This is a genomic window from Bacillus sp. AFS041924 (assembly GCF_002577195.1).
In the GTDB taxonomy this organism is placed as follows: domain Bacteria; phylum Bacillota; class Bacilli; order Bacillales; family Bacillaceae_G; genus Gottfriedia.
The window spans coordinates 15,491-29,643 of the sequence record NZ_NULG01000111.1 but is presented as its reverse complement, the minus strand read 5'-3'; the positions used below and the strand labels follow the sequence as shown (position 1 = coordinate 29,643).

The following is a 14,153-nucleotide window of genomic DNA, read 5'->3' as shown; positions in this document are numbered from 1 at the left end:
CAAAAAAAGAAGTCCACTTTAATATAAGTAAACTCCTAAGTTAAAATTTTATTTAAAATTACTAAAAAAGTATGGAACAAAAAACGACATTTTCAACTTTTACTCTTTCCCTGCACCTAAGCTCTTAAGCTTTATTTCCCATTCTAAACCTGTATCAATTCCATATTCATTTGTAAATGACCCCTGATTTACTGCAACAGCCATTTGATCCAGACTGTTTACATATAGAATTGGTTCACCAATTGCTACATCAGCAAATGATTTTCCATATTTTACAGCTTCTTTGTAAACTTTTCTTCCTTGTTGCGTGATCTGTACTTCTACTAAGTCCCCATGTGAAATGCCTTGTTTAAGAAAATCTGTACGACCAATATTCGTCCAAATGCTACCGTAACGAACATCAAGTATGTCAATTGTTCCAGTTATCGAATTGTTTTCGCTATAGCATTCTTTATTTGGTAGTTGTATGTAAGAATTTGAATCTACCTCTGGTCCTATATTTTCGAAATCAATTTTACCAGAAGCCAATCTTGCACCTGTAAAGGCAAATATATCCCTTCCATGGAAAGTATAAGATTCACTTGAATTTGGTAGTCTATTAATTTCTTCATCAATCACTCTTATTTGGTTAATTCCATATATTTTGCCAACATGTGTTAATGTTCCATTATCTGGTGTAATAATGAAGTGGTTCGTGTTTGTACGGGCCACAATACTTCTACGATCTGAGCCAACGCCTGGATCTACAACTGAAACAAATACTGTTCCGATTGGCCAGTAATTCATTGTTTGCACAAGTCGGTAAGAAGCTTCCCAAATATTGTATTGAGGTATATCATGGGTCAAGTCGTAAATCTTTATATCTTGATTTACGCTACAAGAAACACCATACATAGCGCTAACTGCTCCATCTAGTAATCCAAAATCTGACTGAAACACTAATGCATTCCCCATCTAAACACCCCTAATTAATTGAATATTTAAAATTAAATATAAATTCAATCTATTCTTTAGTCAATAATATTATTCTAATTTTATATATTGTACTTATTTATACGTTTACTTTTCTCCAATCATTATGTTTGGATTGTAGGTTTTTAGTAAATTCAAATTCTTTCACTTCAAAATAAAAAAGATATAGTTTTTAGATACTATATCTTTTAATAGTCTTACATATTTTATACGTTTTTTTATTTTTACGATCGATTCATTCAATTAAGGTAAATCATTTTGGAGTGAAAATTTGAATTAACTCTGCGCAACTAATTTTCTTTAGAAGGTCGAAACTCGCCCAACTGCAAACTCGATCCTCCCAAACTACTAAGCATTGGTTGTCTTTCGTTTCCATAACCGTTCCCACAGCACCATCTAAGCTAAATATAACATAGTTGCCTATCGAGAACATTCGTTTCACCCCAATCTGAAGATAATTCCGTGCCCACCTTTCGGATATTCCCATTTAATATTCTGATGAGGACAGCCTATTCTACAGCTTCCACATTCGTGACATCCTTCGTATCCAACATGCATTCGAATATTTTCCCACTTGTAAACCTCTGCCGGACAGAAAATTGTACAGATTTTATCTGGACATTTTGTCATACAAATATCGGAATCTAGTACAGTTAAGTGCGATTTTGTATCAGCATTAAAGCGAACGAGATATTGTTTTTCTTCGATTGTACTTTCTTTTTTTGTCTCACTCATTTATTTCATCACCTTCCATGCTTTATATACATCTTTCGCAAGCTTCAGCTTAGCTTTAGCTCCTCCTATATTGCTCATAATATTCTTTTGTTTTTCCCATTTAGATTTGCCATCAACAGTAAACATTTGGCTTGCAGACTTGTTTAATAGTGGAATATATTGCTCGAAATATTGAGGGAATTTTTCAAAATGGTGAGTTGCATCTTTATATTTTTTCAAATCCTGTCCTACGAAACTATTTAGTAATTTATCAGCATACGATTTTAAAACGACATCAGAATAGTTATCTAGTGCTTTTGCTTCGATAATCGTTTCCGCTGCAAGTCGTCCAGAAGTCATTGCCATATTTGAACCTTCGCGATGAATTGCATTTACTAGTTGCGCTGCATCACCAACTACCAAAACTCCATTTCCTACTAATTTTGGAATCGATTTGTAACCACCTTCAGGAATTAAATGTGCAAGATATTCTTGTGGCTCACTCCCTTGAATATACGGTCTAATCATTGGGTGATTTTTAACATATTCAAGTAAATCATATGGTTTTAGTTTATTTTCAATCATTCCTGATAATAACGTACCGACCCCAATACTAAGAGAATCTTTATTTGTATATAAAAATCCTGTACCAACTATGCCTTTAGTCGCGTCCCCGAATAGCTCGATTGCTACACCTTGATTACCTTCAAGCCCAAAACGATCTTGAATAATTTTACTATCTAGCTTTAAAATTTCCATTGTAGCTAAAGCGACCTCATCTGGTCTCCATTCTTTATGGAAACCTAAAGATTTTCCTAAAAGTGAATTTACCCCATCAGCCAATACAACTACATCGGCATATAAATCACCATCTGGTCGATCCGTCCTTACACCTACTACAACATCGTTTTCAACAATACATTCAAGTACTACAGTTTCATTGATTAATAGTGCACCTTGTTCAACTGCTTTTTGAGCGAACCATTGATCAAACTTTGAGCGAAGAACAGTAAAATTATTATAAGGTTCTTCAGCAAATTCAAGTCCTTTATAACCAATGGTTGTAGCCGATTGTTTATCAAGCATCATAACTCGTTGTTCTACAATTACTCGCTCAATTGGAGCATCCTTCCAAAACTCAGGTATAACGTCCTCCATCATTTTACGATACAATACGCCACCCATAACATTTTTTGAGCCAGGATACTCTCCTCTTTCAATAAGGACAACATTAACACCATTTTTTGCGAGCTCATATGCACATGAAATTCCTGCTGGGCCTGCTCCAACGACAATTACATCAAATTTTTCCGGCATGATCGTGATTTTCCTCCTTTAAAGAAAAACTTTCTTGGAATTGGTTAATCAGCATTGGTACAATTTCAAATGCGTCTCCTACGATGCCGTAATGACAAGATTGAAAAATTGCCGCATTCGGATCTTTATTTATCGCAATAATGAGACCTGAGTTTTGCATTCCAACTATATGTTGTATTGCGCCAGATATCCCAATTGCAAAATAAATTTTAGGTGTAACCGTCAAACCTGTTTGACCTACTTGATGGTGATGCTCAACCCAGCCAGCTTCTACTACATCACGACTTGCACCAACAGCCGCTCCAATTGACTCTGCAAACATATGGATCAATTGAAACCCCTCTTTACTACCCAACCCTTTACCGCCCGCCACGATAATATCTGCTTCGTCAATGCGAACTTTCTTAGTTGTTGCACGTACAATTTCTAATACTTTTGTTCGAATATCTTCTTCTCTTAAATCAATTTCCTCTTCGATTACAACTCCTTCAGCTAAAGGAGTGGGGGTGAGCGCTTTCATTACCTTCGGACGAACTGTAGCCATTTGAGGTCTATATTTCTTACACAGAATCGTTGCCATAATATTTCCACCAAATGCAGGTCGACTTGCTAATAATAGTCCAGTATCTTCTTCAACATCTAATACGGTTGTATCCGCAGTTAAACCAGTAGGTAAGTCGGTTGCTACCGCACTAGCTAAATCCTTTCCTTTCGAAGTTGCACCATATAATAAGATTTCGGGCTTATATTTATTACAGCATTCAAGTACCGCTTTCATAAAGGATTCTGTTCGATAATCCTTAAAAATTGGATCATCATATACATAAACGATATCAGCACCGTATTCAAATAAAGTAGGAGCCAATGATTTCACATTTTCACCAATTAATAATCCTGCTAGTTCGCATCCACGTTTTTCCGCTAATTCTTTTCCAGCACCAAGCAGTTCAAGCGATACTGGAGCTATGACTTTATCGTTCTCTTCAATAAATACCCAAATACCTTTATACTCCGAGAAATCCACTTATACCCCTCCTTTCACTGTGAATAATTCTTTCTTCTCATTTAAAATTTTCATCAGTTCGTTTACTTTTTCTAGTGAAGTTCCTTCGAAGAGCGTACCACCTTTAGCTTTTGGAGGTGCCCATACTTTGGATACAATAGTCGGGGAACCTTTTAAACCTAATTGCTTAATATCAATATTTTCTAAATCCTTCACTGCCCAAATAGTTGGATTATACCTTGCAGCCTTTATCAAATTTGGAAGTGATGAATAAGGAACTTCATTTATTTCTTTTTCAACTGCAAATAAACAAGGTAAAGTCGTTTTTATCACTTCATGTCCATCTTCAATTTTTCGATGTACAATTGCATACCCGTCATCTTTATTAATTTCATCAACCTTCTTAACGGAGGTTAATGGCGGAATATCTAATCGACGAGCTATCCCTGGTCCAACTTGTCCAGTATCACCGTCAATTGTCATCTTTCCACAAATGATTAAATCAACCGCTTGAATTTGTCCTATTTTCTCAATCGCTTTTGTTAATGCATAGCTTGTTGCTAAAGTGTCTGCTCCAGCAAATGCACGATCTGAAATCATATACCCTTCATCAGCACCTATTTCAATACATTTTCGAATGGCTTTTACAGCAGGTGGTGGTCCCATCGTAATAACCGAAACTGTTCCTCCATATTTATGCTTAATTCGAACAGCTTCCTCTACAGCATGAGCATCGTATGGATTTAAAATTGCCGGTGCACTTGCACGGTCCATCGTATTTGTTTTAGGATTCATCTTAATGATCTTCGTATCTGGCACTTGTTTTATACAAACCACGATATGTAACACTGTTTCACTCTCCTTTTTTCTTCCCATCACCCATAGTTAGTAAATGTACATGTTGTTCAAATATATTATTTTTATCGAAAAAATATGATAGAAAGAAACGAAAAAAAGAGACATTCACAACAGATAAACTGTTGAAAATGCCTCTCAATTAAATGATTAATTCCTTAACCAACTAATAGTTGAATTGTTATACCTGAAGGATCCTTTGTAAACGTAGTTCCATTTTCGATAAATACTGTTGCTCCCATATCCTTTAATCGTTTGACTACCTTCAATTTTTCTTCTTCGCTTGGATATAACAGTGTAAAATTCTTTAATCCTGCACTGCTTTCACTTGCCGCAGAACCACCTGCACTATGCCAAGTATTTAAACCGATGTGATGATGATAACGTCCAGTAGCTATAAATAATGCTTGGCTACCGTATTTCGTTACAACATCAAACCCTAGCCCTTCACAATAAAACTTCTCTGTATTAACTAAATCAGAAACTTGTAAATGGATATGCCCCATAATTGTTCCTTTTGGCAATCCTGTAAAAGACTCATTCTCAGCTAGAGCTAATAATCCCTCTACATCTAAACGTTTACTATCCATAACGACATACTCATTATGCCATTGCCAATTATCTGATGGACGGTCAGAATAAATCTCTATACCATTCATATCTGGGTCCGCTAAATAGATCGCTTCACTTACTAAATGATCTGAACCTCCCTGTAGTGGATTTCTAGTTTCAATAAGATGCTTAAGAACAATACCTAAATCCTTTCTAGTAGGTACTAATAAAGCAAAATGATACAATCCAGTATTTCGTTCATTTCTTGGCGTAACATTATCTGGCTGCTCTAATTTAATTAAAACATTTACACCATCAGCTGTTAAACTAGCAGATGTTGTTGAATGCTCCAATACTTTTAAACCAATGACATCTTGATAAAATGCTAACGAACGTTCTAAGTTTGCAACTTTCAATTCAACCGTAGGAGCATAAACTTGTGGCTTTTGATGAAAATTCATTTTAATTTACCTCCTCTTGAAAATAGTACAATTAATGTTAACACTAACAGAATTAATGGAGCCATTGCAACACTCATGCCTTGACCTGCATGTAAATGAGTAAATACGGCACCTACCATAATAATGACTAATCCAACAGAAGCAAGCTTACCTACAAACGTCTTCCAATAACCAACTAATAAACCAATCGCACCTAACACCTCAAATGTACCAATCGTAAACATCATACCTTTTGAATAACCATAAACCTCTTTAAAATCATGCAACATCTGAGTATTTCCACTTAATTTCACAAACCCAGACATTGCGAATGCAATAATTAAGACTCCTTGAATAATTCGGGTAAACCATTTCATTTAAAAATCTCTCCTTTTTTGATACTTTCATTTTACTGAACTTAATTTGAGCGCAGTTAAACTTAAATTCCATGACTGAACTTAGTAAGAGAACAGTTAAATTTAGAAATAATGACTGAAATAAAAACAACCAGTATAGATTAACTGTTAACTTAAAAACTATAATGTTTAAAAAAATAGTGTGATATTCGTTGGTTACTTTTTGTAAGTCACTTATTTAAGTACAGTATATTCGATAACTGTTCTTATTACAAGTGCATTTTTTGATTTTGTTTATTTTCATTTTTTAGTTGGTTAAATTGGTCTATTTTATTGGAGATAATAATGAGTTGAAGTGGTTTATAAAGTAATTAGTAGTTTAGTTGAAATTCTAGTGATTTTTTATAAGTTTGTTATGTCGAATGGCTATTATTTGAATCAGTTGTTCTAATTGCAGATTTGGCTATTTTATTTACACGTCCCCCTACTCACTAATGAGAGTACCAATTAAACAATCAAAAAAAGAAGCTTTTTTATCAAAAATGAACGCTTTTCACCTACTTTTTCAATTGATCAGATCAAAACCTTTTCTACCAATAAAAAAATATAATGTTTTCTAACAATTTCTTGTCTTTTCATCCTTTATTTGCGATTTTGCAATTTTTATTTGCTATTCTCAATATGTAATTGCGATTGCACAATTTTAATTGCTATTATCAAATTTTAATTGCGATACGTCAAATTTAATTGCGATACCCATATTTTAATTGCGATACGTCAAATTTAATTGCGATATCCTTATTTTTTTGTGATTCGACTATTTTATTTGCGATGAACACTATTAATTGCGATTTCTCGATTTTAATTGCGATGGCGATGGCCATTGTGATCTCTACAGTCCCTTCACACCCAATTAAATAAAAATACCGTACATCCTCATGTACGATATTTTTAAAGTGATTCGATTGTTTTATGATTGGCACGTCTTACAAAATCAGCCAAAGTATAGTTACATAAAAAACCAAGTAAGTGTTCTTCTGCTTCAATTGCAAAATCTGAAAATACATTGTTCATTACACGTCCACTAGTACAGTCAGATGTGGATTCTATTAGTGCACTTGATAGAGGTTCTGTCATTTGTAGTGCAATATAGACCTGTTTTAGGGTGATTTCCTCAGGTGACTTAACTAATAAATAGCCGCCATCTCGACCTTCTCTTGCTTCTACAATTTTTTCTTTTACGAGAGGAGCCATTATTCTTCTCATAAATGAAACACCTGATCGAATATGTTTTGCGATTGCTTTACTTGGTGTAACCCCTTCTGTTGTTGCTAGTAAAACTAATGCCTGAATAGCAAATCCGAACCACTTAGGTGTTACGGAATTTTTACAGCTTGACATTTTTTATCACCATCCAGTGACATTATTATCTCCTGTTTATCTATACCTTGCAAGTATATAGTAGTTTCTGTCTCGTTTTAATAGTAGGAGTTAATACGTTTGTTGGATTGTTATGCAATAAAAAAAGGATAGAAAGTTTACTTTCCATCCTCATTTTTTATTTAACGAGCATATCCGCCTAGGCTTTGTTCTGCCATTTGAACTAGACGCTTAGTAATTTCACCACCAACTGAACCGTTAGCGCGTGAAGTTGTGTCTGGTCCTAAGTGCACTCCAAATTCAGAAGCTATTTCGAACTTCATTTGCTCAATTGCTGAATTTGCATTTTGTGAAGCATATTGATTTGAAGATCTTCTGTTTGCCATGTTGTCGACTCCTTTGTCTTTTGGATGCTCTGATGTTGTTTATCAGATTAAAGATAGTATGATTCCAAAATTTTATTCTATACATTTATTTACAAATTTTTTTCTTTTTACCAAAAGTACTTCTTGTTTCCAAATGTAGGTTTTATTGTATAAATAGTTTCAAGTTCAATAACTTGTATTATGTCCTAAGTTTTTCTATAATCTTAGAATACTGTATATATTTTAAATACAGTTTTTCAAGTATAAAAAATCTCGAAATTTCCATATTATAAAATATGTTTTTTAGGAGGAAAATTTTATGATGAATAATCGTTTCCAAGATAAAGTTGCTAAGAATTTAAATGAAATACCTTTATCTGTGTTAGACTTAGCTCCTGTTGTTGAAGGAAGCACTCCTGCTGATGCTTTTAAAAATAGCCTTGATTTAGCACAGCATGCCGAAAAATGGGGATATCACCGTTACTGGTTTGCCGAACATCATAATATGCCAGCAGTGGCAAGTTCTGCTACATCAGTTGTAATTGGACATATTGCCAGTGGAACATCAACAATTCGAGTTGGTTCTGGAGGAATTATGCTACCAAATCATGCTCCTTTAGTCATAGCAGAACAATTTGGTACTTTAGAATCACTGTACCCTGGGCGTATAGATCTCGGATTAGGTCGTGCACCTGGTAGTGACATGTCAACGACAAGAGCATTACGTAGAGATTTACGAAGTCACGAAGACTTCCCTGCTCAATTAGAAGAATTACAAAATTACTTTCATCCCCCTGGTGGATTAGGTAGCTTAACGGTTCAAGCTGTACCTGGAGAAGGATTAAATATACCAATTTGGTTATTGGGATCAAGTGGCTTTAGTGCTCAGCTAGCTGCTGAATTAGGATTACCATTTGCATTTGCAGCACATTTTGCACCAGACTATACAGTTCAAGCAATGCAAATGTATCATAATCACTTTAAACCATCTGAAGTATTAGATAAACCGTATGCAATGATTGGATTAAATGTTGTTGTTGCTGATACTGACAAGGAAGCAAAAAGACTTTTTACAACACAGCAGCAATCATTTTTAAACTTAGTTCGAGGTGGTAAACCATCTTTATTAAAACCACCTGTTGACGATATGGATGAGATTTGGAGTCCGTATGAGAAACAAACACTTGAAAATCAAATGAGACTATCTGCAATCGGTACGGTCGAAACAGTTACCAAACAGCTGCAAGCAGTTTTAAATATGACTAAAGCAGATGAAATTATGGTAAATGGCTCTGTTTTTGATCACGCAGCACGCTTATACTCTTATGAATTATTGAGTAAAGTTTCAAATAAATAATCTGAAAGGAGAGGACTAACCTCTCCCTTCATTTTTAAAACTATACTTTTAAAGCCTCTTGCTCTACTCTTTGTAAGAATTCATATACAGCCTTTAAATTATTCCCCTTTGGATTGCCTAGCTTTAACATTGCTCGTCCGATAAAATTAACTCCAGCATTTGTGCCTTCATAAATAAATTTTGTATGCGAATCGTCAATTTTTTCTAGTGTAAATGTCAAATTTGTTGCGAATGCTTTTGCTAAAACAAAATGGATTTGCTTTTTTTTGTATGATTCGGTATCTTCATATGCTAAAGTTTCTACAAGATAAGTTTCAACTCTTTTTCCTTCACGATAAGTCTGCTGATGCTTTGCACCCACTTCGTTTTCGTTCTTTTCAATTAATTTATGCTCATCAACTTTTGGCATTATTTTTTTAATATTTTTATCTAAAAATAAACTCCACACTTTTTCGATGTTTGTATTAATTATTATGTCTTCCTTCCATTGAATCATTTTCCATTATCCCTTCCTGATGCAATAAATTCATCTATTTCACTTAATTTTAAGGTTAAATCCTCTATTTCCGATTTAATTTTTTTTCGTTTACTGTCCAATAATTCCTCTATATTTGCAAAAGACTCATCTTCCATTACAGAAATCATTTCTTGAATTGTAAAACCAAATCTTCTTAATTTCCCTAAAAGCAATGCTAGAAAATAGCTACCATCATCGTAATATCGGTAATTATTTTTTGGATCAATATATGCTGGCTCAAGTAATTTAACTTCTGCATAATATCGTAGCGTCTCTTAACTTAAACCTGTTAGTTTAACGAATTCACTTACTTTATACATCATTACCTCCCACCTTTATGATAAACCGTGGGGTACACCACAATGTCAAATACTATTTTCCACTAGTATACCGAATTCTGAATTTAAATCATAAAAAAAAGCCCTCCCATTTAATGAGAAGACCCTACTACTATCTTAAGCTTTTTCGATATTTATATTGATTCCATTGAAAATGAATATAGCATCCAATACAAAATCCATTGATTGCGATAAGAGATGCCAAAGCGACCATTATTGAAAACACATAAAATAATACGTTCCAACCAAGTAATGCACCAATAAATGCAAGAGACAAGCATGATACTGCAATTGTTTGATTAAAATTTTGTTGATCTTTATCCTCTTGTGGATAGCTTGACGCTTTCTTTTTTAAAAAGCGTTTAGCAAATTTTATCATTGGATGGAAATCAAAAAGTAATCCACTAAGCCCGCTAATTAAAGGAATCAGTAATAACCAGTACTGACCAGTAATCCAAGTTAAAATAACAGAAATAAAAATCGTCCATTGATTTGTACGAACTAAAGGCAATGGAATTGTATTTATCTTTGGATTCGACATACCAAAAACCAACCTTTCGTATCGGAATAATTAAGTATAATCATAATATGATTCGAAAGACAATACAATCCATAAAAGCTGAAAAAATAAAAAAAAACGATCAATGGATCGTTTCAGTGTGTAGACAAAGTCCAAAAAATTTGATTTTCAGACTGATTNNTGATGAGGAGCGGAGTTACCCTAATCGGTAATGAGCACCGCTCAGCAGGCGAAGCAACGAAGAAAGCGAGCGTTTGTCAACAGTCTGAAACGATCAATGGATCGTTTTTTAATTAATTGGCGCACCATATTGAACAGGATATAAACTTCCTTTATAAGCAAAGGAAATATTTCCTGTTTCTTCTGATACAACTAGAGCAAGTGCATCACTTTGCTCTGATATTCCAATTGCAGCTCGATGCCTTGTCCCAAGTTTTTTATTATCATATGTAGTTTTAGAAAGTGGAAGTACATTCCCAGCGGAAATGATCATATTATTTTCAATCAGTACTGCACCGTCATGTAATGGGCTACCTGGATAAAAAATCGATTCTAATAATGCTGGAGATAATTGTGCACCGACGTGGATTCCAGAACTCATTAATTCCTCGAGTGAGTCATCTCTTTTTACAACGATCAATCCGCCATGCTTACGTTTTGAAAGGTTTTGAACAGAGATGGTCAGCTCATTGAAGATATCTGTATAAGGTGAAAGATAGGAATTTAAATAAAATGAGGCTGCATCCATTTGCAGATTATTAAAAACGCGATGAATATTCTCAAATTCAGTTAAAATGCCACATCCTTTATTTTCAATTCTACCAATCATACCTGCTATTCTTAAATTAAGTTGTGAAAGTGTTTCAGTTATATTTTTCCTTATAACAGGATCTAATTGAGACTCGAATTCATCCATTTCAATTTTTCATCTCTCTTTCAAACTGAATTACCTCCACTTAACTTTCCCAAAGGGCATTAAGTTATACCATTCTTTTCCACGATTAGTATTTGTACAAAAGTTTATTTATTGTCAGTAAATTTTGGGGAATTGTTTATCTTGCTGCCCAAGCCTCAACTTCAATCTTAATAGATTGGTTTTCTACTTTCTCACTTTCAAGGATGCTTTTTATATTCTCCAGTGCATAATACAAATTGGCTTTTCGATATCACTAGGAAAGACTCCATTTTTGTCGTTCCCGACTTGCCCTGATAATACGACAAGTTCTGCATGTCTTGGGACGATTGTCACATGACTATATTGGCCAACAGGTGCAGCAATAGCTTCAGGGTTTACTTTATTAATTTTCATTTTTCTCCCCCCTTTATTCTTTCAAAAAACCTCAAATGGTTTAATCATTTGAGGTTGCTTATATGTATATTATCTTAATAATTCTATTACTCTTGCTAAGCCCGTTGGAGTTATTGAAATTTTAAATAACGAAGCAATTTCTTTTTGATCTACATCACTCTTGATCCAAATTAAACCGTTGATAAACCCTTGCGTTTCTAGTTCAATTAATGCAGGTTCAACATCATCCATAGCTACACCTACTTCATTATGAAGTCCTTTATCAAAGTTTGGTTCTTTTTCTTGTAGTTCTTTAAATATAGCTAGAAGCATTAAACCTGCATCTGAAATCTTACTAGACAGAAAAAACACCACCTTTCAGACTATTTATTCGACAAAAGGTAGTTTTTTCCTTTTTTTATTAATTTTTCAACTGATTTACTAATTTATTTGTTTTCTCAACTAGCTTTTGAGTGTCTGTTAGTTTTACTTGATTATTGTCTAATTTATATTTTTGTTTTAGTAAAATGATTCTTTTTACACTCTCGTTAATACGTTCCTCAGAAATTGTTTTGTTTTTTACAGCTGCTTCAATTTCTTTATAGACCGCTTTTACTTTGTTCGGATCATGAGCAACCATAATAATGTCACTTCCCGCTAATATCGAAGTAACCGCTGCTTTTTCTAAATGATAGTTTTTTTCAATCGCTGCCATCGTCATATCATCAGTCATAACCACACCATCATATTTCAGGTCGTTTCTTAACATTGAAGTAATAACCATTTTTGACAATGAAGCTGGGTATTTAGGATCGATTTTTGGTAATAAAATATGTGCAATCATGACAGCATCTGCATTTTGATTGATCGCGTCTTCAAATGGAATTAGTTCCAGCGATTTTAAATCCGTATACGATTTGTTTACAACAGGTAATTCTAAATGTGAATCAACTGAAGTATCACCATGCCCTGGAAAATGCTTTACAACTGGAATAATATTTTCGGATTGTATCCCTTTCATCGTCTGGATTCCTAATTTACTTACAGTGGCTGGGTTATTGCTAAATGAGCGATCTCCAATTACTGGATTTTTAGGATTACTGTTTACATCTAAAACAGGTGCAAAATCCATATTTAAACCAAAAGCTTGCAGCTCCTCACCAAGAATCTGACCTATTTCAAAAGAGAATTCTCCATTATTTTTCTTTCCAATTTGCTGATTTGTCGGTATGTGACCAAGATTTCCTGGTAAACGTGATACCCTTCCACCTTCTTGATCGACTCCGAATAAGATTGGCAAATGATTAGTTTGATTAGAACCTTTTATTGAATTAACAAGCTTAACTGTTTGACTGTTACTTGTTAAATTTTCATTGTAAAAAATAAATCCACCTATATGATACCGTTCAACTAGTTCTTTTAAACTATTTGAGTAATTCGGTCCATAAAATCCCGAGATTATCATTTGACCAATTTTTTCTTGAAGTGTCATTTCATTTAGAAGTTGATCAACACTTGTCCCATTGTTAGGAATAAGCTCGTCAATAATTGATACTGATGTATGATCAACCGGTGGATTATTATTTTCATTTGTTGGCCTTGGTAATATAAATTTCAGTTCAATCTTATTAGGAAGTTCATACACTAAAATAATTTGATCAACGTTTTGATCTTTATAATATTTAACCTTACTTGGCTTATTTAGTTGACCTATAATATCGTCATAGTGAATTTTTTGTAAATTAGAATCGTAGGATCTTACTTCATAAATTTGATGATTGTGATTGTATCCAACAGCAAATTTTTGTGACTGATAGGTTAAGTAAGTTCCATTAGCAATCTCATCTTTTCCAGTTGGTTCTCCAAACTGCTCGGTTATATCTTTTAAATTAGTCTTTCCTACCTCTATTTTCTTCTGACTCGGAATTTCACCTTGTTTAGCACTTAAAATAATACGATTTAAAATTTCTTCGGTTGAAAGATGACTGTTATGATTATTTTCCGGTTTCGTTTGATGATTTGAAGTTTTTGCTTCTTGGAAAACTTTATCTTTCAATGCAAAGTAAACACTAGTACAAACAATTAACAATACGATTAATAAAAACACAGCTTTTTTGATAATATTCTCCTCCTAACCTATTATTTTCCCTCTTATGACGTTAGTTTTCATGTTCATTAA

17 protein-coding genes and 1 pseudogene are annotated in these 14,153 nt (G+C 33.8%); 1 reads left to right on the top strand and 17 read right to left on the bottom strand.

What is annotated here, in order from left to right; genetic code table 11:
* Positions 1-99 precede the first annotated feature (99 nt).
* From COC46_RS18630 to COC46_RS18585, 10 genes are all read right to left on the bottom strand, one after another.
* Positions 100-954 (bottom strand): SAM hydrolase/SAM-dependent halogenase family protein, encoded by an 855-nt coding sequence (locus COC46_RS18630; RefSeq protein WP_098811411.1) that lies wholly within the window; start codon positions 952-954, stop codon positions 100-102.
* 271 nt (positions 955-1,225) lie between these two features.
* A complete protein-coding gene (locus tag COC46_RS18625) occupies positions 1,226-1,405 on the bottom strand; it encodes a tudor domain-containing protein (protein ID WP_098811410.1) in 180 nt (59 codons plus the stop codon).
* Positions 1,406-1,410: 5 nt separating this feature from the next.
* On the bottom strand, positions 1,411-1,707 hold the full coding sequence (locus tag COC46_RS18620) for a ferredoxin family protein (RefSeq protein ID WP_025568180.1): 297 nt from the start codon (positions 1,705-1,707) through the stop codon (positions 1,411-1,413).
* Positions 1,708-3,003 (bottom strand): FAD-dependent oxidoreductase, encoded by a 1,296-nt coding sequence (locus tag COC46_RS18615; RefSeq protein WP_098811409.1) that lies wholly within the window; start codon positions 3,001-3,003, stop codon positions 1,708-1,710.
* A complete protein-coding gene (locus tag COC46_RS18610; RefSeq protein ID WP_098811408.1) occupies positions 2,987-4,027 on the bottom strand; it encodes an electron transfer flavoprotein subunit alpha/FixB family protein in 1,041 nt (346 codons plus the stop codon). Before COC46_RS18610 ends, COC46_RS18615 begins: the two co-directional genes overlap by 17 nt.
* A complete protein-coding gene (locus tag COC46_RS18605; RefSeq protein ID WP_098811407.1) occupies positions 4,028-4,855 on the bottom strand; it encodes an electron transfer flavoprotein subunit beta/FixA family protein in 828 nt (275 codons plus the stop codon).
* A gap of 164 nt (positions 4,856-5,019) precedes the next feature.
* Complete coding sequence (locus COC46_RS18600) at positions 5,020-5,874, bottom strand: VOC family protein (RefSeq protein ID WP_098811406.1); 855 nt, start codon at positions 5,872-5,874, stop codon at positions 5,020-5,022.
* Positions 5,871-6,230: a DoxX family protein gene (locus COC46_RS18595; protein WP_098811405.1), complete on the bottom strand. Its 360-nt coding sequence runs from the start codon at positions 6,228-6,230 to the stop codon at positions 5,871-5,873. The genes COC46_RS18600 and COC46_RS18595 overlap by 4 nt, the downstream gene beginning before the upstream one ends.
* A 930-nt stretch (positions 6,231-7,160) precedes the next feature.
* Positions 7,161-7,610, bottom strand: a complete 450-nt coding sequence (locus COC46_RS18590) for an RrF2 family transcriptional regulator (RefSeq protein WP_098811404.1) — start codon at positions 7,608-7,610, stop codon at positions 7,161-7,163.
* Positions 7,611-7,771: 161 nt separating this feature from the next.
* Positions 7,772-7,975 (bottom strand): alpha/beta-type small acid-soluble spore protein, encoded by a 204-nt coding sequence (locus COC46_RS18585; RefSeq protein WP_098811403.1) that lies wholly within the window; start codon positions 7,973-7,975, stop codon positions 7,772-7,774.
* Between the two features lie 298 nt (positions 7,976-8,273).
* On the opposite strand from COC46_RS18585, the gene COC46_RS18580 reads away from it, so the two are divergent.
* On the top strand, positions 8,274-9,311 hold the full coding sequence (locus COC46_RS18580; RefSeq protein WP_098811402.1) for an LLM class flavin-dependent oxidoreductase: 1,038 nt from the start codon (positions 8,274-8,276) through the stop codon (positions 9,309-9,311).
* A gap of 40 nt (positions 9,312-9,351) precedes the next feature.
* On the opposite strand, the gene COC46_RS18575 is transcribed toward COC46_RS18580, so the two are convergent.
* The 7 genes and pseudogenes from COC46_RS18575 to nagZ form a co-directional block, all read right to left on the bottom strand.
* Complete coding sequence (locus tag COC46_RS18575) at positions 9,352-9,807, bottom strand: SRPBCC family protein (protein ID WP_098811401.1); 456 nt, start codon at positions 9,805-9,807, stop codon at positions 9,352-9,354.
* A pseudogene (locus COC46_RS18570) lies at positions 9,804-10,088 on the bottom strand (MerR family transcriptional regulator); the annotation flags it as partial. The pseudogene COC46_RS18570 and the gene COC46_RS18575, both read right to left, overlap by 4 nt.
* A gap of 190 nt (positions 10,089-10,278) precedes the next feature.
* Complete coding sequence (locus COC46_RS18565) at positions 10,279-10,707, bottom strand: DUF4395 domain-containing protein (protein ID WP_098811400.1); 429 nt, start codon at positions 10,705-10,707, stop codon at positions 10,279-10,281.
* A 268-nt stretch (positions 10,708-10,975) separates the two neighbouring features.
* On the bottom strand, positions 10,976-11,602 hold the full coding sequence (gene cdaS / locus COC46_RS18560) for a sporulation-specific diadenylate cyclase CdaS (RefSeq protein WP_098811399.1): 627 nt from the start codon (positions 11,600-11,602) through the stop codon (positions 10,976-10,978).
* Between the two features lie 210 nt (positions 11,603-11,812).
* A complete protein-coding gene (locus tag COC46_RS18555) occupies positions 11,813-11,995 on the bottom strand; it encodes a hypothetical protein (RefSeq protein WP_098811398.1) in 183 nt (60 codons plus the stop codon).
* Between the two features lie 69 nt (positions 11,996-12,064).
* Positions 12,065-12,307: a hypothetical protein gene (locus COC46_RS18550; protein WP_098811397.1), complete on the bottom strand. Its 243-nt coding sequence runs from the start codon at positions 12,305-12,307 to the stop codon at positions 12,065-12,067.
* A gap of 88 nt (positions 12,308-12,395) precedes the next feature.
* Entirely contained in the window at positions 12,396-14,030 is a 1,635-nt protein-coding gene (gene nagZ, locus COC46_RS18545; protein WP_141550940.1) for a beta-N-acetylhexosaminidase, read from the bottom strand.
* Positions 14,031-14,153: the final 123 nt, after the last annotated feature.

What these genes read in the sequence shown, in the direction of transcription:
- COC46_RS18630 (WP_098811411.1), bottom strand. Translation starts at nt 954, where the DNA reads ATGGGGAATGCATTAGTGTTTCAGTCAGATTTTGGATTACTAGATGGA.
- COC46_RS18625 (WP_098811410.1), bottom strand. Translation starts at nt 1,405, where the DNA reads ATGTTCTCGATAGGCAACTATGTTATATTTAGCTTAGATGGTGCTGTG.
- COC46_RS18620 (WP_025568180.1), bottom strand. Translation starts at nt 1,707, where the DNA reads ATGAGTGAGACAAAAAAAGAAAGTACAATCGAAGAAAAACAATATCTC.
- COC46_RS18615 (WP_098811409.1), bottom strand. Translation starts at nt 3,003, where the DNA reads ATGCCGGAAAAATTTGATGTAATTGTCGTTGGAGCAGGCCCAGCAGGA.
- COC46_RS18600 (WP_098811406.1), bottom strand. Translation starts at nt 5,874, where the DNA reads ATGAATTTTCATCAAAAGCCACAAGTTTATGCTCCTACGGTTGAATTG.
- COC46_RS18595 (WP_098811405.1), bottom strand. Translation starts at nt 6,230, where the DNA reads ATGAAATGGTTTACCCGAATTATTCAAGGAGTCTTAATTATTGCATTC.
- COC46_RS18590 (WP_098811404.1), bottom strand. Translation starts at nt 7,610, where the DNA reads ATGTCAAGCTGTAAAAATTCCGTAACACCTAAGTGGTTCGGATTTGCT.
- COC46_RS18585 (WP_098811403.1), bottom strand. Translation starts at nt 7,975, where the DNA reads ATGGCAAACAGAAGATCTTCAAATCAATATGCTTCACAAAATGCAAAT.
- COC46_RS18580 (WP_098811402.1), top strand. Translation starts at nt 8,274, where the DNA reads ATGATGAATAATCGTTTCCAAGATAAAGTTGCTAAGAATTTAAATGAA.
- COC46_RS18575 (WP_098811401.1), bottom strand. Translation starts at nt 9,807, where the DNA reads ATGATTCAATGGAAGGAAGACATAATAATTAATACAAACATCGAAAAA.
- COC46_RS18565 (WP_098811400.1), bottom strand. Translation starts at nt 10,707, where the DNA reads ATGTCGAATCCAAAGATAAATACAATTCCATTGCCTTTAGTTCGTACA.
- cdaS (WP_098811399.1), bottom strand. Translation starts at nt 11,602, where the DNA reads ATGGATGAATTCGAGTCTCAATTAGATCCTGTTATAAGGAAAAATATA.
- COC46_RS18555 (WP_098811398.1), bottom strand. Translation starts at nt 11,995, where the DNA reads ATGAAAATTAATAAAGTAAACCCTGAAGCTATTGCTGCACCTGTTGGC.
- COC46_RS18550 (WP_098811397.1), bottom strand. Translation starts at nt 12,307, where the DNA reads ATGCTTCTAGCTATATTTAAAGAACTACAAGAAAAAGAACCAAACTTT.